The sequence below is a fragment of the Campylobacter australis genome (genome assembly GCF_050586305.1).
GTDB lineage: Bacteria > Campylobacterota > Campylobacteria > Campylobacterales > Campylobacteraceae > Campylobacter_A.
The window spans coordinates 103,450-122,966 of the sequence record NZ_JAXUAA010000004.1 but is presented as its reverse complement, the minus strand read 5'-3'; the positions used below and the strand labels follow the sequence as shown (position 1 = coordinate 122,966).

At 39.1% G+C, this 19,517-nt stretch carries 16 protein-coding genes and 1 tRNA gene; all 17 read right to left on the bottom strand.

What is annotated here, in order from left to right:
• Positions 1-26: 26 nt before the first annotated feature.
• Positions 27-2,105: an elongation factor G gene (gene fusA, locus U5B17_RS06885; protein WP_430804606.1), complete on the bottom strand. Its 2,079-nt coding sequence runs from the start codon at positions 2,103-2,105 to the stop codon at positions 27-29.
• Positions 2,106-2,117: 12 nt separating this feature from the next.
• Complete coding sequence (gene rpsG / locus U5B17_RS06880; protein ID WP_430804605.1) at positions 2,118-2,588, bottom strand: 30S ribosomal protein S7; 471 nt, start codon at positions 2,586-2,588, stop codon at positions 2,118-2,120.
• 77 nt (positions 2,589-2,665) lie between these two features.
• Complete coding sequence (rpsL, locus tag U5B17_RS06875) at positions 2,666-3,061, bottom strand: 30S ribosomal protein S12 (protein ID WP_430804604.1); 396 nt, start codon at positions 3,059-3,061, stop codon at positions 2,666-2,668.
• Positions 3,062-3,131: 70 nt separating this feature from the next.
• On the bottom strand, positions 3,132-4,262 hold the full coding sequence (gene iadA, locus U5B17_RS06870) for a beta-aspartyl-peptidase (RefSeq protein ID WP_430804603.1): 1,131 nt from the start codon (positions 4,260-4,262) through the stop codon (positions 3,132-3,134).
• Positions 4,262-5,674 carry a Na+/H+ antiporter NhaC gene (gene nhaC, locus U5B17_RS06865; RefSeq protein WP_430804602.1) on the bottom strand — a complete coding sequence of 471 codons (1,413 nt, stop codon included), beginning with the start codon at positions 5,672-5,674 and terminating at the stop codon, positions 4,262-4,264. The genes iadA and nhaC overlap by 1 nt, the downstream gene beginning before the upstream one ends.
• A gap of 115 nt (positions 5,675-5,789) precedes the next feature.
• Positions 5,790-6,191 carry a DoxX family protein gene (locus tag U5B17_RS06860; protein WP_430804601.1) on the bottom strand — a complete coding sequence of 134 codons (402 nt, stop codon included), beginning with the start codon at positions 6,189-6,191 and terminating at the stop codon, positions 5,790-5,792.
• A gap of 63 nt (positions 6,192-6,254) precedes the next feature.
• Complete coding sequence (gene rpoC, locus U5B17_RS06855) at positions 6,255-10,763, bottom strand: DNA-directed RNA polymerase subunit beta' (protein WP_430804600.1); 4,509 nt, start codon at positions 10,761-10,763, stop codon at positions 6,255-6,257.
• Positions 10,756-14,895: a DNA-directed RNA polymerase subunit beta gene (gene rpoB / locus U5B17_RS06850; protein ID WP_430804599.1), complete on the bottom strand. Its 4,140-nt coding sequence runs from the start codon at positions 14,893-14,895 to the stop codon at positions 10,756-10,758. The genes rpoC and rpoB overlap by 8 nt, the downstream gene beginning before the upstream one ends.
• A 122-nt stretch (positions 14,896-15,017) precedes the next feature.
• Positions 15,018-15,392 (bottom strand): 50S ribosomal protein L7/L12, encoded by a 375-nt coding sequence (rplL, locus tag U5B17_RS06845; protein ID WP_430804598.1) that lies wholly within the window; start codon positions 15,390-15,392, stop codon positions 15,018-15,020.
• 18 nt (positions 15,393-15,410) lie between these two features.
• Complete coding sequence (gene rplJ, locus U5B17_RS06840) at positions 15,411-15,896, bottom strand: 50S ribosomal protein L10 (protein ID WP_430804597.1); 486 nt, start codon at positions 15,894-15,896, stop codon at positions 15,411-15,413.
• Positions 15,897-16,048: 152 nt separating this feature from the next.
• A complete protein-coding gene (rplA, locus tag U5B17_RS06835) occupies positions 16,049-16,750 on the bottom strand; it encodes a 50S ribosomal protein L1 (protein WP_430804596.1) in 702 nt (233 codons plus the stop codon).
• A gap of 60 nt (positions 16,751-16,810) precedes the next feature.
• Positions 16,811-17,236, bottom strand: a complete 426-nt coding sequence (rplK, locus tag U5B17_RS06830) for a 50S ribosomal protein L11 (protein ID WP_230057113.1) — start codon at positions 17,234-17,236, stop codon at positions 16,811-16,813.
• Between the two features lie 11 nt (positions 17,237-17,247).
• The gene (gene nusG, locus U5B17_RS06825; protein ID WP_430804595.1) at positions 17,248-17,778 is read right to left on the bottom strand and encodes a transcription termination/antitermination protein NusG; all 531 of its coding nucleotides are present in this window, start codon (positions 17,776-17,778) and stop codon (positions 17,248-17,250) included.
• An 11-nt stretch (positions 17,779-17,789) separates the two neighbouring features.
• Positions 17,790-17,969: a preprotein translocase subunit SecE gene (gene secE, locus U5B17_RS06820; protein WP_230057111.1), complete on the bottom strand. Its 180-nt coding sequence runs from the start codon at positions 17,967-17,969 to the stop codon at positions 17,790-17,792.
• Positions 17,970-17,984: 15 nt separating this feature from the next.
• A tRNA-Trp gene (locus U5B17_RS06815) sits at positions 17,985-18,060 on the bottom strand.
• Positions 18,061-18,077: 17 nt separating this feature from the next.
• Positions 18,078-18,251, bottom strand: coding sequence for a 50S ribosomal protein L33 (gene rpmG, locus U5B17_RS06810; protein ID WP_230057110.1), 174 nt, complete (start codon positions 18,249-18,251; stop codon positions 18,078-18,080).
• A 60-nt stretch (positions 18,252-18,311) separates the two neighbouring features.
• Complete coding sequence (gene tuf, locus U5B17_RS06805) at positions 18,312-19,511, bottom strand: elongation factor Tu (RefSeq protein ID WP_430804594.1); 1,200 nt, start codon at positions 19,509-19,511, stop codon at positions 18,312-18,314.
• Positions 19,512-19,517 lie beyond the last annotated feature (6 nt).

The window sequence follows — 19,517 nt, the reverse complement described above, 5'->3', positions numbered from 1 at the left end:
CCCAAGTGAGGCGGCAAATTTGGCTTTTAGCCGTTTCTTTTCTTTATAATCTCTTCACTAACATTCTTTGGAACTTCCTCATAGTGGTCAAATTCCATAGAGTAGCTAGCACGACCTTGTGTCTGGCTTCTTAGGTCTGTTGAGTAGCCAAACATCTGTGCCAGAGGGCAAAATGCTGTGATGATCTTGTTACCATTGCGCTCGTCCATTGAGCTTATTTGCCCGCGGCGCTTATTAAGGTCACCGATAACATCACCCATATAATCTTCTGGAGTTTCAACTTCAACCTTCATCATCGGCTCAAGTATAACCGCACCAGCTTTTCTTGCACCCTCTTTAAAACCCATAGATGCAGCTAGTTTAAACGCCATCTCAGAGCTATCGACTTCATGGTAACTTCCGTCAAATAGCGTAACTTTAACATCTTCAACTGGATAACCAGCCAAGATACCATTTTGAAGTGCCTCTTTACAACCCTTTTCAACTGCTGGAATGTATTCTTTCGGAACAACACCGCCTTTAATATCATTGACAAACTCAAAGCCACTAGCCGCTTCAAGTGGCTCGATGCGAAGGAATACATGTCCGTATTGACCACGACCGCCTGATTGCTTAGCATATTTATACTCTTGCTCAACTGATTTGCGGATAGTTTCGCGGTAAGCAACTTGTGGCTGACCAACTTCAGCTTCAACTTTAAATTCGCGAAGCATACGATCAACGATGATCTCAAGGTGAAGTTCGCCCATACCGCTGATGATAGTCTGACCACTCTCCTCATCTGTACTAACGCGGAAGCTTGGATCTTCTTGCGCTAGCTTTTGTAGAGCTATAGCCATTTTTTCTTGATCAGCTTTTGTTTTTGGCTCAACAGCAACACTGATAACTGGCTCTGGGAAGTCCATTCTTTCAAGGATTACTGGATCTTTTTCAGTTGCCAAAGTATCACCAGTCAGAGTGTCTTTTAAGCCCACAACCGCGCCGATCTCACCAGCGTGAAGAACTGAAATTTCCTCTCGTTTGTTTGAGTGCATTTTTAGCAAACGACCGATACGCTCTTTTTTGCCCTTTGTTGAGTTATAAGCGTAGCTACCACTTTCTAGCTGGCCACGATAAACGCGTACGAAAGTTAGCTGACCAACAAATGGGTCTGTCATAATCTTAAAGCCAAGACCAGCAAATTCGCCGTCATCTGTGCTCTCTACAACAACCTCTCTACCATCTTCATACTCACCCTTAATAGCCGCAACTTCATCAGGTGCAGGTAGATAATCAACAACTGCGTCAAGCAGTGGCTGAACACCCTTATTTTTAAATGATGTTCCGCAAATCATCGGAATCATGCTCATCGACAAACAACCAGCTTTGATACCCTTTTTAATCTCTTCAATGCTTAGCTCTTCGCCACCTAAAAATTTCTCCATTAGCTCATCGTCAGTCTCAGCAACAGCCTCAACCATCTTTGCTCTATACTCTTCTGCTTTATCTTTTAGATCAGCTGGAATTTCAATAACCGTATAATCAGTTGGCTTCTTATCATCTTCCCAAACAAGTGCTCTCATCGTTACTAGATCAACTACACCGCGGAAGTTATCCTCTGCGCCGATAGGAATTTGAATAGGCACTGGATTGGCTTTTAGTCTTGTTCTAACTTGCTCTTCAACGCGGTAGAAATTTGCACCGATTCTGTCCATTTTATTTACATAAACCATTCTTGGAACGCGGTATTTGTTTGCTTGTCTCCAAACAGTTTCAGACTGCGGCTGAACGCCACCAACTGAACAAAATACAGCAACAGCTCCGTCAAGAACACGCATAGAGCGCTCAACTTCTATCGTGAAATCCACGTGTCCCGGAGTGTCAATCAGGTTGATCTGATGATCTTTCCAAAAACAAGTTGTAGCAGCAGAAGTGATCGTGATACCACGCTCCTTCTCTTGCTCCATCCAGTCCATAGTCGCAGCGCCATCATGCACCTCGCCAATCTTGTGGCTCATACCAGTGAAGAATAAAATTCTCTCACTCGTAGTCGTCTTACCAGCGTCAATGTGAGCCGCGATACCAATGTTTCTAACCATATGTAATGGGGTTTTTCTATCTGCCATAAGAGCCCTTTCTTACCAGCGGTAGTGAGCAAATGCTTTGTTAGCTTCTGCCATTTTGTATGTATCTTCCTTCTTCTTGAAAGATGCACCTTTTGAATTTGCAGCGTCAAATAGCTCGTTTGCAAGCTTATCTATCATCGTTCTTTCGCTTCTTTTTCTAGCGTAAGTGATAAGCCAGCGAATAGCTAGAGCTTGTTGGCGAACTGGGCGAACCTCAACTGGGACTTGGTAAGTCGCGCCACCTACACGGCGTGATTTTACTTCAAGGATAGGTTTAACATTCTCGATAGCATCGTTAAATACATCGATACCCTTAACATCGCCGCTTTTCTTCTCGATAGCTTTGATAGCGCCATACATAATCTCAGTTGCAACGCTTTTCTTGCCATCATACATCAATGCGTTAATAAATTTAGTGATTACTTTGTTGCCATATATTGGATCTGGCATAACTTCCCTGACAGGGGCTTTTCTTCTTCTCATTTGATTTTTCCTTCAAATTTTAATTAAATTTTACTCAAATCTAAGCCACTAAAAGCTTGATCTGTGAACCTAAATTCTTACTTCTTGCCAGCTGCTTGACCCGGCTTAGGGCGTTTTGCGCCGTATTTCGAGCGTGAAACTGTTCTTTTTGCAACACCAGCAGTATCAAGCGCACCGCGAACGATGTGATACTTAACACCCGGTAAGTCTTTAACCCTACCACCGCGAACTAGCACGATTGAGTGCTCTTGCAGGTTGTGTCCCTCGCCACCGATATAGCTAATAACTTCAAAGCCACTTGTTAATCTAACTTTGGCAACTTTTCTCAAAGCTGAGTTTGGTTTTTTTGGAGTTGTTGTATAAACTCTCGTGCAAACTCCTCTTCTTTGTGGGCACTCTTTAAGTGCAGGTGATTTTGACTTGTAAGTCACCTTCTTACGCTCATTTCTGACCAATTGATTTATGGTTGGCACAGTAATCCTTTCAACTAAATTTATTAAAAAAGACCTAATTTTATTTAAATTTTGCTTAAAAGCTCTTTAATTACTCATAAGTTCCTTTTTTGATGTATCCTTCATTATCTTTTAAAACTACTCCATTTGCTATTACAAACTCTAAATTTAAATTCTCATCAAACAGCAAAATGTCAGCATCCTTGCCCTCTAAAATTTCCCCTTTATTTTTTAGAGATATTGAATTTGCAACATTTTTTGTAAAATAACAAAGCGCCTCTTCAAGCTCAAATTTATTTTCTATAAAATTTTTAAACTCATTAAAAGTTGCCATAACGCTTGAGACACCTATTTTAAGTAACTTTCCATCACTATCATAACTTGAAAAGCTACCATAACCATCGGAACTAATCGTTACTTTTTGAGTTGAAATTTCTTGCTCTTTTATCCTTTTTATAGCTTGCAATGGTGTCAGTCCCAGCATGCAGGTAAGGTCGACATAGCCACCATCCTTTAAAAACTCAATACTTTGAGCAAATAGCCTTTCATTTCTATTTACATGAGTTGGCTGAAAAAAAGTGATAGGGGTATCGTATTTAGCCAAAACATCTCTTACAAGCTCTAGTCCACGCTGACCATCGCCCATATGAAGTGTAGTGTGTCCTGATTTACCGCTTAGCATACCAGCCACACGACCAGCTGATACTATATGAGCAAGCTCATCTGGACTTACAGAGCTTGAACGATGGTCACTTATAGCCAGCTTTGTGCCGATAATAGGCTCTATAAATACAATATCTTTTTGTATATCGCCCGTAATTGTTGGAGTATCCAAATTATACGCACCAGTGTGGGCATAACAGCTTATGCCCTCCTCCCTTAAGGCATTTGCCTTAGCTACTAAATTTTCAACACTCCTTGTTGTACTATCAGTTCCCAAAAGTCCAACCACTGTTGTTATGCCAGCCTCAATGAGTTTTGAAAGCATAATATCAGGAACACGAGTCTTAAAACTGCCTTCGCCACCACCACCAGTAATATGCACATGCTTATCTATAAAGCCAGGTGTTGCTATAAATTTTGAACCGTCTATGATTTTTAAATTTGGCAAATTTGGATTTAAACTCTCACCAATACAAACGATTTTACCAGAGCATATAAAAATATCTTTTCTGCCTAGAAATTTTGGCGAAAAAATTTCTATATTTTTAATAAGCAACATCAGCTTTCCTTTTTAGTTGCAAGTTTTGTTATACCAATGCCAGTAAGCGCTAAAATAATAGCAAAGACAACACCCATATAGTTTAAAACCGCCCAAGGAAGATACTCAATAGTCGGTACTCCAAGAGTTGTAGCCATATATGCCCCAGCAGCAGACCAAGGTATCAGCGGTACTATAACCGTACCTGAATATTCTAGTGTTCTAGATAAATTTTTGGCTGCAAGGTTTTTTTCTTTGTAGAAATCTTTAAACATCTCTCCTGGGATTAATATAGAAAGATATGAACTTCCAGTAACAAATGCAACCGTCAAACAAGAGCAAATAGTTGAGAAAATCACACCAAATACACTCTTTACTCCAGCCATCAAAGTATGAAGCACAACCTCGAGCATACCAGTAATAGACATAATGCCAGCAAAGCCCATAGCACAAATAACAAGAATGGTTGTCGCATTTACCGAATCAACTCCGCCACGGTTAAGCAACCTCATAATGTCTTTTGAAAAAGAGACATCTATCCCACTCATGCTTAAGTTAAACCCTTTAATTACCGATGTAAAGCCATCTTTTAAACTAAAGTCTTGAAATATCACACCAAAAGCGATAGCAAGCATCGCAGCAACTATCATCACTGGGATAGTTGGCCACTTAAGAACAGAGCCAGCTATGACTATTAAAACTGGTAAAAGAAGTAAAATGTTAAAGTTAAACACTTTGTCAAGTTCAGTCTGAAGTGCCAAAACAGAAGCTGATATATCTCCGCCAGAAGTAGCGCCTGAGCCAAAAGTAGAATACACAATAAGAGCTACTATGGCAGCTGGTACAGTTGTATAAAACATATGTTTAATATGCTCATAAAGCTCTGATCCAGCAGCTATGGGAGCTAAATTTGTAGTGTCTGAAAGCGGAGAGATCTTATCTCCAAAATAAGCCCCAGCAACGACCGCACCAGCAGTAACTGCAAGATCGACGCCAAGACCTTGTGATATACCCATGATGGCAACACCAACTGTTCCAGCCGACCCCCAAGATGTTCCAGTCACTGTAGAAAGTATAGCTGAAATCAAAAACGCAGTTATAACAAGATAGCTAGGGCTAATGATCTGTACTCCGTAGTAAATAATCATCGGGATTGTACCAGAAAACATCCAAGCACCGATAATCAAACCAACAGACCATAGTATCATCAAAGCAGGCATGGAGTCTGAAATTTTATCTATCATCCCCTTTTGCATCTCTTTATAGCTATAACCTAGCTTATATGCTAAAAATCCAGCAACCAAAGCAGAGAGCAAAATGATAGGCTCTACCCGTAACTTCATATATCCAACACCTATGGCTAGTCCAGCAAGCATCACCAAAATAGGCATCACAGCTATCAAAAAGCTGGGTTTTTGTTTTTGTGTTTCCATAAAAATTTCCTTAAAAATAAATTATAAAGCACAAATTTATCTTTTTAGGGCTTAAAGAATAATTATTTTAAGATTAACACAAAATAAATTTTATAAAGCTGGCAAATTTAACTCTTTAATCCCTTTTTAAAGCATATTTTCCACTGCCATTAAGCAAAATGCAAAACCCCAAAGATATATAAAGATAGACTATCTCAGGCTTAAAGCCACCATGAGATGAAAGTGTAAACAAGTCGCCATTTGGCAGATAAAAAAGATATAATATCGCTGCACAAGTTGCTAGTACTATCGCACTTGCAACTCTTGTGTAAATTCCAAGTATCAAAAGTACAGGCGCAATAACCTCTCCCACATAAACACCATATGTAATAAATTCTGGTAAGCCCTGTTTTAGGGCTAAGTTTTTTATAAAACCTATGCCGTTTAAAATTTTAGCTATGCCATGCATTAAAAGCATAATACCAAGCCCAAGTCTAGCAAAAAATATACCCAAATCTGGTTGTTTTAAAAAGTTCATAAATTTCCTTTATGTATAAAAAAGGGGTAAAAAGGGCAGGCTTAGCAACCTGCCCAGAGGTGATTAAATTTGTTTTAGCTTAATCTCTTTATCTTTATAAAGTCCAGTTCCAACTGGGATCATTCGACCCAAGATAACATTTTCTTTAAGATCTTCAAGATAGTCAAATTTTGCTGCAATTGAAGCTTCGGTGAGAACTTTTGTAGTCTCTTGGAACGATGCGGCCGAGATAACACTATCGCTTCCAATAGCAGCTCTTGTAACACCAAGAAGTATCGGCTCAGCGATCGCTGGCTCGCCACCCATCTTCATAATACGCTCGTTTTCCTCTTTAAATTTCACCCTTGAGATCATGTCGCCTACTATGAAATTTGTATTTCCACTATCAACAATCTTAACCTGACGAAGCATCTGAGAAACGATGATCTCAATATGCTTATCAGCAATCGCAACACCTTGGCGACGATAAACTTGCTGAATTTCGCTAATTAGATAGTAATGCAATGCCTTTTCGCCCAAAATTCTTAAAATATCGTGGCTTGAGATAAGTCCATCGGTTAGCTTCTCACCAGCATGAACAAATTCACCATTTCTAACCTGAATTTGGCGTGTTTTATCTATAAGATATTCAGCAGTTGCACCATCTTCTGCTTCAATTATGATACGCTCTTTTGAACGAAGTGGTTTATCAAATCTAACTACACCATCAATCTCAGCAACGATAGCCGTATTTTTTGGGCGTCTAGCTTCAAATAATTCAGAAACTCTAGGCAAACCGCCAGTAATATCTTTTGACTTAGCAACCGCCTTTGGAGTCTTAGCAAGCACATCAGCCTGTGCAACCTGAGCTCCATCGCTTACAAATATCGCTGTTTTTGGATCAAGCTGGTATCTTATGATGCCACCCCTTGCAGTAGCAACAACGATAGTTGGCTTTACTCCACTTGGCAGATACTCATTAATAACCAAACGACTTTGACCTGTTGCTTCATCAAACTGCTCAGCCGCACTATAACCTGGCTCGATATCTTCAAAGCTTACCACACCAGCCTCTTCAGCGATAGTAGGAGTTGAGTATGGATCCCACTCAGCAATGATAAGCTTGTCATTACTCTCTGGTTTTGCAAGTAAGGTTTTAGCCTCGACTGGCTGATTATCATTTAGTTCAATGATAGAATTTCTTGGTATATAGTGACGCACCGCCTCACGACCATCTTTATCAGAAACTACAACGAATAGCCCTTTTTCGGTAACTTTATAACCCTTTTTAATCTCTTTTAGTCGTTCTAAATAATCGCCCTTTAAGATAAAGAATTTCGCCACACCAGTTGCATTTGCTGTTATCTTTTGAGTTACTGGTTCACCGTCTGAAATTTTAAGCTCAGCCGCAAATGGGATACGATTTGGCACATTCCAGCCCTCTTTTATGACTTCAACAATACTTTCATTCTCGTTTACTTTATCGCCATTTACATAAGGGATGTAAAACTTACCTTCGATTTTACCACTTACACCAGCTAGTTCGTTTGGCTTAGCTAGGTCACTTCTACGGATAGTGTATTTGGCTTCATCTTTTTTGCCCTTAACTGTAATGTTTACATCTTCGTGAGCAAATTCTATGCTAATCTTACCATCAAATGGTGACTTTATCTTTGGTTCAACCAATAGCACAGCAGCACTTCTTCTATTTGCCACTATCATCTTTCCACCATTTTCATAAGTATTTAGGTTGTAATAGCGTATAAAGCCCTCTTTTTGAGCTACTACTTGACGGTCTTGCTGCTCGGTTGAAGCAGTTCCACCGATATGGAAAGTTCTTAGCGTTAGCTGAGTTCCTGGCTCACCGATAGACTGAGCTGAGATGATGCCGACTGCTTCGCCCGGCTTAACCAACTTGCCTTCACCAAGGTTTATACCATAGCACTTAGAACAAACACCCTTTGGTGCCTTGCAAGTAATAGGCGTTCTAATGCTTACTGATTTTATCCCTGCTTCGCCTATAACTTTTGCCTTCTCTTCATCAATTAGCGTGCCTTCTGAGAATAAAATTTCATTTGTTATAGGATCTATAACATCATCAGCCAACACACGACCAAGCACGCGCTCCTCTAAGCTTTCTATAAGCTCGCCACTCTCTGTAATGTCTGTTATCTCAACACCCTCGTGCGTACCACAATCATGCATTGTTACCTTAACATTTTGAGCAACATCAATTAGCTTACGAGTAAGGTAACCAGCATTTGCCGTTTTAAGAGCGGTATCAGCCAGACCCTTTCTTGCACCGTGAGTCGAGATGAAGTACTCCATTATATTTAGACCTTCACGGAAGTTTGATGTTATCGGTGTTTCAATAATAGAGCCATCTGGCTTAGCCATAAGACCACGCATACCAGCAAGCTGACGAATTTGAGCCGCCGAACCTCTTGCGCCAGAGTCAGCCATCATATAAATTGAGTTAAATCCACCCTTATCACCTTGGATAAGTTTCATCATCTCACTTGCAACTGTATTATTTGTATCCGTCCAAATATCAACGATCTTGTTATATCTTTCACTATCTGTTAATAAGCCTGCGCCGTATTGTTTTTGAATTTCACGCACTTTCTTTTTAGCATCATCTATATGCTTTTCTTTACTATCTGGGACGATAATATCAGCTATAGAGATAGAAATTCCTGCCTTTGTTGCATATCTAAAGCCTAAATTTTTAAGCTTATCAAGGAAATCAGCCGTAACCTCAAGTCCGCCATTTTTATAAACATAATCAACAAGTGCCGATATGTCTTTTTTCTTCATTATTTTATTCCACAAGTTATCAGGAACAAAATCAGGTATGATAGAGCGAAGTATCAATCTACCAGCCGTTGTAAAGAGAGTTCTGCCTTCTATGATAGTTTTTATCTTTGCGTGCAACGCAAGTGAGTGAGCCTCTTCAGCTATCATCACCTCATCAACTGAAGCAAAAATTTTATTTGCACCTTTAGCGTCTGCTTTTTCAAGGCTTAGATAGTAAATTCCCAAAACCATATCTTGTGACGGAACAGTGATGGCCTTGCCGCTTGCAGGAAGCAAGATATTCATCGAGCTAAGCATTAAAATTTTACACTCAGCTATTGCCTCTTGACTAAGTGGAACATGCACAGCCATCTGATCGCCGTCAAAGTCAGCATTAAATGCAGCACAAACAAGCGGATGAAGTTGTATAGCCTTTCCCTCAACTAGTACTGGGTGAAATGCCTGAATAGATAGTTTGTGAAGTGTTGGTGCACGGTTTAGCATAACAGGGTGATCTTTAACAACCTCTTCTAAGCACTCCCAAACTTCATTTGTCTTATCTTCTATCATCTTTTTAGCTTGTTTTACAGTTGTTGCATAACCCTTTTCTTCAAGGCGAGCAAGCAAATGTGGCTTAAATAGTTCAAGTGCCATTCTCTTTGGAAGACCGCACTGATCCATGCGAAGTTTTGGACCAACAACGATAACCGAACGACCAGAAAAGTCAACACGCTTTCCAAGCAAATTCTGCCTAAAACGACCCTGCTTACCTTTGATGATCTCTGAAAGCGATTTTAGTGGGCGTTTGTTTGCTCCTTTTACGGCATTTGCACGGCGACCATTGTCAAATAGCGCATCTACTGCCTCTTGAAGCATACGCTTTTCGTTTCGGATAATAATCTCAGGCGCATCAAGCTCCATAAGGCGCTTTAAACGACTATTGCGATTGATAACGCGGCGATAAAGGTCATTTACATCAGAAACTGCAAATTTGCCACCATCAAGACTAACAAGTGGACGCAAGTCAGGTGGAAGAACTGGCAAATTTGTTATCATCATCCACTCTGGGCGATTGCCTGAGTTTAGGAAGCTCTCGATAACTTTTAAGCGCTTAACGATAGTCTTTTTCTTTGCTTCTGAGCTTGTTGATTCAATCTCTGTTTTAAGTTGCGTTAAAATTTCCATCAAATCAAGTTCGGCAAGCATATCGTGAATAACTTCACCACCCATGCGAGCCACAAAGCCTTCATCCTCATAGCGCTGAGCTAGCTGTTGGTACTGCTCTTCATTTAAGACATCGTATTTTTCTACTTTTTTAGAATTTTCGTTATCATAAAAGGCATTTCCAGGATTTGAAACAATATAAGCCTCATAGTAAAGCACGCGCTCAAGGTCTTTCATTTTTATGCCAAGCAGTGTTCCGATACGGCTTGGAAGTGAATTTACATACCAAATATGCGCAACTGGCGTCACAAGCTCAATATGCCCCATACGAGAACGGCGAACTTTTGAGCTAGTTACTTCAACACCACATTTTTCGCATTTAATCCCTTTATAGCGCATCTTTTTATATTTGCCACAAAGACACTCATAGTCACGAATCGGTCCAAAAATTTTAGCACAAAACAAGCCATCACGCTCAGGTTTAAGCGTACGATAGTTGATAGTTTCTGGCTTTTTAACCTCACCATAACTCCAAGACTTTATCTTTTCTGGGCTTGCTAAACGAAGCTGAAAAGCTTCAAAATCTCTTGGTCTGCGCTCTTCTTTTATCTCAACAGGTTTTAACTCACTCATCTGCCTCTCCCTCATCATATATCTCAACATCAAGCGCTAGCGATTTTAGTTCATTTGTAAGAACGAAAAATGTCTCTGGTATTCCAGTTTCTGGGACATTTTCTCCACGAGTAAGCGCCTTATAAGCAGAAAGTCTGCCTTCAACATCATCTGATTTTACAGTTAGCATCTCACGGAGCGTATGTGCTGCGCCGTAAGCCTCAAGTGCCCAAACCTCCATCTCTCCAAATCTTTGACCACCAAATAGTGCTTTACCACCAACTGGCTGTTGCGTTACTAGGCTATATGGACCTGTGCTTCTTGCGTGAACTTTTTCATCAACCAAGTGGTGAAGTTTTAGCATATACATGCAGCCAACATTAACACGCTCTCTTATCTTTGAGCCCGTGCGTCCATCATAAAGCTCAGTCTTGCCATCACTATCTATCTTTGCCATTTCAAAAAGTTTAGCAAATTCTTCTGGCTTAACACCCTCGAAAATAGGCGTAGCAAATCTAACGCCATTACTCCAATCCTTTGCGTACTCAAGCAACTTCTCATCGCTTATCTCGCCAAGCACTTTTTTAGCATTCATCAAATTTGAAACACTTGCGATCTCTATCATCTTTTTGCGTAGATCTTTGACCCACTCGCCCTTTTTGGTTTCAAAAATTTCATTTATCTGCTCGCCAAGGCGGTAGCCGACTAGACCTAGGTGACTCTCTAAAATTTGCCCTATATTCATACGACTTGGAACGCCTAGCGGATTTAAGACGATATCAACTATCTGACCACTTGGCAAATACGGCATATCAACCTCTGGCACGATATTTGAAACGATACCTTTGTTTCCGTGGCGACCAGCCATTTTATCACCAACTTTAAGCTTACGCTTAGTTGCTATATAGACCTTCACTAGCTTTACTACTCCGCTTGGCAAGATGTCATCTTTGCCTAAAATCTCTATCTTAGCATCATGCTCTTCTTTTAATTTTTTCTTCTCATTTTGGAAGTAGTTTTTTAGCTCGTCGTATTGTTTTTGAATATCTTTGCTAAATCCTTTTACGATAGAATTTATGGTAAAGCGATTTATATTTTCAAGGTCTGCTTTATCTATCTTTTGACCTTTTTTATACTCTTTTTTATTGACAGTTTGTTCACTTGTAAGTGGGCTTTTTGATAGGAGCGAAGTAACTTTTAACATCTCTTCTCTATCTAGCATAAGCAAGCGGTCATGGTGCTCTTTTTCTAAAGCACTCTTCTCATCTTCATATGTTTTATGCGTTCTTGTGTCTTTTTCATACCCTTTTTTGGTAAAAATTTTAACATCAACAACAACGCCTTCAAGTGAAGCGGTAGCGTATAAAGACTTATTTACAACATGACCTGCTTTTTCTCCAAATATCGCACGAAGCAACCGTTCTTCTGGAGTAGGTTTAACTTCGCCTTTTGGGGATACTTTACCAACTAGGATCATGCCTGGTTTAACTTGAGTACCGATCTTAATTATACCACTTTCATCAAGATGCATAAGATCTTCTTCTTTGACATTTGGTATATCTTTTGTAATCTCCTCAACCCCATCTTTTAGCTCACGAGCCTCAATCTCCTTTTCGTAGATATGAACGCTTGTAAATTCATCATTACGAATCATTCTCTCATTTATAACGATAGCGTCCTCATAGTTATATCCATTCCATGGCATAAATGCAATAAGTGCATTTTTACCGATCGCTAGCTCGCCTTGCTCCATACTTGGACCATCCGCAATAATCTGCCCAGCTCTTACCTCATCGCCTTTTTTAACGATAGGGTGCTGCGAGAATGTAGTATTTTGGTTTGTTCTTAAATTTTTCTCTAAAGAGTAGTGATCTATGTATGGGCCAGCATCATCTTCGCCTAAAATAAAGATATTTTTATTATCAACTTTTTCTATAACTCCGCCACGCTTAGCTTTTATGCTCTCCCAAGCGTCGCGAGCCACTATGCCCTCCATGCCAGTTCCAACGATTGGCGCAGTGGCTTTTAAGAGTGGGACAGCTTGACGCTGCATGTTTGAGCCCATTAAGGCACGGTTTGCGTCATCATGCTCTAAGAACGGAATAAGAGAGGCTGCAACACCAGCTATCATACCAGAGCAAAGGTCAATAAATGTCACCTCTTCACGACGTGCAAGCATCATTTCGCCCTCTTTTCTTACCTCAATAAGATCCTCAATAATGCGTCCATTTTCATCAAGTTTAGTGGAGGCTGCAGCAATAACATTGCCCTCTTCTTGAGTTGCTGTTAGATAAACGATCTCATTAGTCACTTTACCATCAACGACACGCTTATAAGGCGCCTCAACAAAACCTAGCTCATTCACCTTAGCATAAGTAGAGAGTGTGTTTATCAGACCAATATTTTGCCCTTCCGGTGTCTCAACTGGACAAATTCGTCCATAGTGAGTAGGATGTACATCTCGCACCTCAAAACCAGCTCGCTCTTTCACAAGACCGCCCTCGCCAAGAGCTGATAAGCGACGCTTATGTGTAACCTCACTAAGAGGGTTTGTCTGATCCATAAACTGGCTTAACTGACCGCCGGTAAAAAATTCCATTATAGTTGCGGTAATCATTTTTGGATTTATAAGATCATAAGGCATCATTTCATCAATGTTGTTGCTAAGTCCTGTAAATTTATCGCGGATGGCCTTTTGCATTTTTACAAAACCAAGGTGAAGCTCATTGGCTAAAAGCTCGCCAATACTCCTTATACGGCGGTTACCAAGATGGTCACGATCATCGATAAAGCCTTGTCCATTTTTGACCTTTATAAGATATTTTGCTGTTTTTATAATATCTTCGTTTGTAAGCACTGTCACATACTCTGGCACATCAAAGCCAAGCTTATGATTCATCTTCATACGACCGACTTTCGTTAGGTCATAACGCTCAGGGTTAAAGAAAATATCATTTACAAATGCTTTTGCCGCATCTTTTACTACTGGCTCACCAGGTCTCATAACCTTATAAATTCTAATCGCCGAAAGATCATTTTCATCATCAATGCCCTCAGTCTGCTTAAGCACTTTAAGGGTCTCATTATCCGCAATAAAAGAGTTAATGATCGCATCATCAACGCCAGCCGCTGAGTTATTTATAATCTCTATATTTTCATGCTCGCTTAAAATTTTAACCAGTTTATTTTCATCAAGCTGAACCAAAGTATCATAAAGAACTTCGCCACTTTGCATATCCACAACAGGGCTTGCAAGGAAGCGACCAGTCAGTACATCTGTCGGATATTCAACAAATTTCAATCCCTCTTCTATAAGTTTATCAGCTTTTTTCTTTGTAAGACGCTTGCCAGCCTCATGAAGGAGTTTGCCATTTTCATCTTTTATGTCATACTCTACACGACCTAGGAAGTCATCTGGGTTAAAGGCTGTTAAGAATTTGCCATTTTTAATAGTTAAAGTTTGAATCGGATAAAATAGTTTAATAATATCTTGTTTTTTATATCCAAGCGCCCTAAAAAGTATAGTTACAGGAACCTTTCTACGCTTATTAATACGCACATAAAGCACATCTTTCGTATCGTACTCAAAATATAGCCATGAGCCACGGTCTGGGATGATCTGCGCTGTATAGATAAGTTTATTAACTACTGTTGCGCTCTCTTCTTGTTTAAAGATAACGCCAGGACTTCTATGAAGTTGATTAACAACAACACGCTCAACACCATTTATAATAAATGAAATTCTATCTGTCATAAGAGGAATTTCACGAATAAAAATTTCTTGTTCTTTTATATCTTTTACGCCAATTTTCTCACCAGTTTTTTCATCTTTTTCATGAACTATTAGGCGAATTTTCATTTTTAAATTTACACTATAAGTTAGTCCTCGTTCGATACACTCTCTTATCGTATATTTTGGTTTTCCAATCTCACAGCTAACATACTCCAAACTTAGGCGATTTTGCGCATCATGAATGGGAAATATAGATTTAAAAACTTTTTCAATCCCGCTTTCAGGGTGTGTATTATCTAGATTTAAAAATTGATCAAAGCTCTTTTTTTGTAATTGCAGTAGGTTAGGAACATCTATCTCTTTAACAACATTAGAGAAATCTACTCTTAGACGATTTCCTGAGTATAAGCTATTTAACATACATCTACCTCGTGGTAATTTTGAAAGAAAGTATTAAGCTCTTTTTATAAAGAGCATCTAAATTTAAAAAAGAGAGAGCCTTTGCCCTCTCTTGAATTTTTGATAATTTCGCAAAAACGAAATTATTTAAGTTCGACTTTAGCACCTGCTTCTTCAAGCTCTTTTTTGGCTGCCTCAGCCTCATCCTTACTAACACCTTCTTTAAGAACTGATGGTGTCTGCTCAACTGCGTCTTTAGCCTCCTTAAGACCAAGACCTGTAAGAGCACGAACAACTTTAATAACATTGATCTTCTTATCGCCACCGTCAAGTAAAACGATATTAAATTCTGTCTTCTCTTCAACCGCATCAGCACCGCCACCAGCAACAGCACCAGCTACCATAACAGGAGCAGCGCTAACACCAAATTTCTCTTCAAATTCTTTTACAAGCTCAGAAAGCTCAAGAACTGAAAGGTTAGAAATAAATTCTAATACATCTTCTTTTGTAATTGCCATTTTTTATCCTTCTTTATTTTATGCAGATTGTTCTTTTTTCTCTTTAAGCGCATTTAATCCAATTGTAAAATTTTGAATTGGCGCATTCCAAACTTGCAAAAGCATTGCAATAAGCTCATCACGACTAGGCATTTTAGATAGAGCTCTAACCTTGTCAACACTTGCAACTTGACCATCTATGTGAGCTGTTTTAATTTTAAAGAGCTCAGCATTGTTCTCTTCAAATTTTGCAACAACTTTTGTTACAGCTAGCTGATCTTCGCCCCAAACATAAATGTTTGTATCTTTAAGATCCATGCCATCTTTTTCAACATTTTTAAGAGCTATGTTTGCTAGTGTATTTTTAACAACTTGAACTTTAACGCTTCGTTCGCGAGCTGCATGTCTTAAAGCCTCAAGTTTTTTAACGCTTAAGCCACGATAATCACAAACAACAATAGCTTCAGCAGTTTTAAACTCGCCTTCAAGTTTTGAGATGATTTCAGATTTTTCGTTTCGTGTCACTTTTTCTCCTTTCCGACCGGTGATTTCAAGCAGAGAGGGTCGAATCAATTAAGTCAAAAGACCTCGGCTATCTCCAATCTAAGATTAAAATCTAAGTTAAAAAAACTCACATTTTAATCTTAAAAAAGGGCTGAAATTTCAGCCCATAAATTTTACTTAAGATCCATAACTTCTTGGGCATCAAGAGATATAGATGGACTCATAGTTAAAGCAAGTGCTGCATTTTTAACATACCTACCTTTTGCAGCGGCTGGTTTGTGCTTATTTATGGCTTTTATGAAAGCCGAAATATTTTCAGAAAGTTGCTCTTTGCTAAAGCTAACTTTGCCAAGACCCGCATGGATATTTCCTTGTTTATCAACACGGAAATTTACCTGACCGCTCTTTGCATTATTAACAGCCTGAGCTACATCCATTGTAACTGTGCCAGTTTTTGGGTTTGGCATAAGACCTTTTGGTCCAAGGATTCTAGCTGCTTTACCAAGGATACCCATAAGATTCGGTGTAGCTATAAGAACATCAAAATTTATAATACCTTTTTGAACATCATCAATAATATCTTCTGCGCCAACCAAATCAGCACCAGCAACTTTAGCCTCATCCGCTTTAGCATCTTTTGCTATAACAGCAACACGAACTTTTTTGCCAGTTCCAGCTGGTAAAATAACTGAGCCACGAACCATCTGATCCGCATGTCTTGGATCAACATTGAGCTTAAGTGCTATCTCAACAGTCTCATCAAATTTTGCAGAAGCCAATGTTTTAACTGTATCAATAGCCTCTGAAATATTGTAAATTTTTTTATCGTCTACTTTTTTAAGTAGCTCTTGAAATCTTTTTGTAGTTTTTGACATAAATTTCTCCGCATTTAAAGTGCTTCCGCCTTCTGTAGATCAACCTGGCGGTTTAGGTTATTAGTCTATTACCTCGACACCCATTGAACGAGCTGAGCCAGCTATAATCTTAGCCGCTTGCTCTTTATCTTTTGTGTTTAAATCAACAATCTTTTTCTCAACGATCTCAAGAACTTGAGCTTTTGTTAACTTACCAACCTTATTCTTAAGAGGATTATCCGTTCCTTTTGTTATGCCTGCAGCCTTTTTAATAAGGTCAGTTGCAGGTGGTTGTTTTGTAATAAATGTAAAGCTTTTATCAGCATAAACAGTAATAACAACAGGTATATTAAATCCTGCCATATCTTTTGTTTTTTCATTAAATGCTTTACAAAACTCCATAATATTTACACCTTTTTGTCCAAGTGCTGGACCAACCGGTGGGCTTGGATTTGCTTTAGCAGCTGCTATGTGCAACTTTATTTCGCCTATAACCTTTTTAGCCATAAAATTTCTCCTTAAATTATCTTCTCAACTTGTGAATATAAAATTTCAACTGGGGTACTTCTACCAAAAATAGAAACATTTAAACGAAGTTTTCCATGAATCATATCATACTCCTCTACGATACCAGTAAAGTTCGCAAAAGGGCCTTCTGTAATACGAACACTCTCTCCATTCTCAAAGTAAATTTTAGGTTTTGGAGCAGCTCTTTTTTCAACTTTCTCTAAAATTGTATTAATATCTTTATCGCTTAAAGGTGATGGTTTTTTTGATTCACCTATAAATCTACTTACCTTTGGCAAAGACTGAATTTTATGCCATAAAGCTGTATCTAAATCAAGGTGAGCAAATGCATATCCTGGATAAAGAGTCCTTTCATTTATCTTTTGTTTTCCGTTTTTTATCTCAATAACATCTTCTGTTGGAACAATAACCTCTTTAAGTTGTTCATCAATACCATGATCTTTAACTAAATTTTCGATTGCTCTTTTAACAGCCATCTCGCTTCCGGCATATGTTTGAATAGCATACCACTTATGTGCCATAACCGAATTCCTTATATTAATTTTGAAAGCGAAAAAGACATAATTGCATCAACTAAAGCTAAAAAAAGTGAAACAACAGTAACCACAATAAAAACGGTGATAAAAGCATTTCTAACTTGTTGCTTCGTTGGAAATATAACCTTGAAAATTTCAAGTTTAGAAAGCTTTATATAGTTTATTATCTTTTCCATATTTTACCTTAACACTGGCAGGGCAAGAGGGATTCGAACCCCCAACCATTGGATTTGGAATCCAGCGCTCTACCGTTGGAGCTATTGCCCTACTGTTTATAGCCTAAATTAACTTTTTAGTTTAACTTCTTTATGAACTGTATGCTTTTTAAGTCTAGGGCAATATTTTTTAAGCTCTAGCTTTTCTGTTGTAGTCTTACTATTCTTTGTTGTAGTGTAGTTTATATCGCCACTTTCTGAACATTTAAGACCTATCTTAACTCTACTGTTATTTTTTGCCATAAATTTTCCCTTTAAAAAGGCGGGAAAACATCCCGCCATAAGTCTTATTAAGCTATAATATTATGCTAATATCTTAGAAACAACACCTGAACCAACCGTTCTACCGCCTTCACGGATAGCAAAACGAGTACCTTCTTCAAGTGCAACTGGAGCTATAAGCTCAACTGAAATTTTTAGGTTATCGCCTGGCATAACCATCTCAGTTCCCTCTGGAAGTGTGATAGAGCCAGTAACATCTGTCGTTCTTACATAAAATTGTGGTCTATAGTTATTAAAGAATGGAGTGTGGCGACCACCTTCTTCTTTAGTTAGGATATAAACCTCGCCCTCAAATTTTGTATGAGGAGTGATTGATTTCGGCTTAGCAAGAACCATACCGCGCTCAACATCTTCCTTCTTTGTTCCACGAAGAAGAACGCCAACATTGTCACCTGCTTCACCTTGATCCATCTCTTTTCTAAACATCTCAACACCAGTAACCGTGGTTGTTTGAGTATCGCGGATACCAACAATCTCAATAGTATCGCCAACTTTAACAACACCTTTTTCAATTCTACCAGTTACAACCGTTCCACGACCTGAGATCGAGAATACATCTTCAATAGGCATAAGAAGATCTTTGTCTGTTGCACGAGCTGGAGTTGGAATATAGCTATCAACAGCTGCCATAAGCTCAAGAACTTTTGCTGACCACTCACCATCTTTACCCTCTTTAGCCTCATTTAGAGCCTGAAGAGCAGAGCCAGAAACGATAGGTGTATCATCTCCTGGGAAGTCATAAGTGCTTAAAAGTTCGCGAATTTCCATCTCAACTAGCTCAAGCAGCTCAGCGTCATCAACCATATCAGCTTTGTTCATGAAAACAACTATATATGGAACACCAACTTGGCGAGATAGCAGGATGTGCTCTCTTGTTTGTGGCATTGGACCATCAGCAGCAGAAACAACTAAAATTGCTCCGTCCATCTGAGCAGCACCTGTAATCATGTTTTTAACATAGTCGGCGTGTCCTGGGCAGTCAACATGAGCATAGTGACGATTTTCTGTCTCGTACTCAATGTGTGAAGTTGCGATCGTAATACCACGCTCTTTTTCTTCTGGAGCATTATCGATATTATCGTAGTCTTTCATTTCTGCAAGACCTCTTCTTGAAAGAACAGCAGAAATTGCAGCTGTCAAAGTAGTTTTACCATGGTCAACGTGACCGATAGTACCAATGTTTACGTGTGGCTTATTGCGTGAAAATTTTTCTTTAGCCATCTTGTC

What these genes read in the sequence shown, in the direction of transcription:
- fusA (WP_430804606.1), bottom strand. Translation starts at nt 2,105, where the DNA reads ATGGCAGATAGAAAAACCCCATTACATATGGTTAGAAACATTGGTATC.
- rpsG (WP_430804605.1), bottom strand. Translation starts at nt 2,588, where the DNA reads ATGAGAAGAAGAAAAGCCCCTGTCAGGGAAGTTATGCCAGATCCAATA.
- iadA (WP_430804603.1), bottom strand. Translation starts at nt 4,262, where the DNA reads ATGTTGCTTATTAAAAATATAGAAATTTTTTCGCCAAAATTTCTAGGC.
- nhaC (WP_430804602.1), bottom strand. Translation starts at nt 5,674, where the DNA reads ATGGAAACACAAAAACAAAAACCCAGCTTTTTGATAGCTGTGATGCCT.
- U5B17_RS06860 (WP_430804601.1), bottom strand. Translation starts at nt 6,191, where the DNA reads ATGAACTTTTTAAAACAACCAGATTTGGGTATATTTTTTGCTAGACTT.
- rpoC (WP_430804600.1), bottom strand. Translation starts at nt 10,763, where the DNA reads ATGAGTGAGTTAAAACCTGTTGAGATAAAAGAAGAGCGCAGACCAAGA.
- rpoB (WP_430804599.1), bottom strand. Translation starts at nt 14,895, where the DNA reads ATGTTAAATAGCTTATACTCAGGAAATCGTCTAAGAGTAGATTTCTCT.
- rplL (WP_430804598.1), bottom strand. Translation starts at nt 15,392, where the DNA reads ATGGCAATTACAAAAGAAGATGTATTAGAATTTATTTCTAACCTTTCA.
- rplA (WP_430804596.1), bottom strand. Translation starts at nt 16,750, where the DNA reads ATGTCAAAAACTACAAAAAGATTTCAAGAGCTACTTAAAAAAGTAGAC.
- rplK (WP_230057113.1), bottom strand. Translation starts at nt 17,236, where the DNA reads ATGGCTAAAAAGGTTATAGGCGAAATAAAGTTGCACATAGCAGCTGCT.
- nusG (WP_430804595.1), bottom strand. Translation starts at nt 17,778, where the DNA reads ATGGCACATAAGTGGTATGCTATTCAAACATATGCCGGAAGCGAGATG.
- secE (WP_230057111.1), bottom strand. Translation starts at nt 17,969, where the DNA reads ATGGAAAAGATAATAAACTATATAAAGCTTTCTAAACTTGAAATTTTC.
- rpmG (WP_230057110.1), bottom strand. Translation starts at nt 18,251, where the DNA reads ATGGCAAAAAATAACAGTAGAGTTAAGATAGGTCTTAAATGTTCAGAA.
- tuf (WP_430804594.1), bottom strand. Translation starts at nt 19,511, where the DNA reads ATGGCTAAAGAAAAATTTTCACGCAATAAGCCACACGTAAACATTGGT.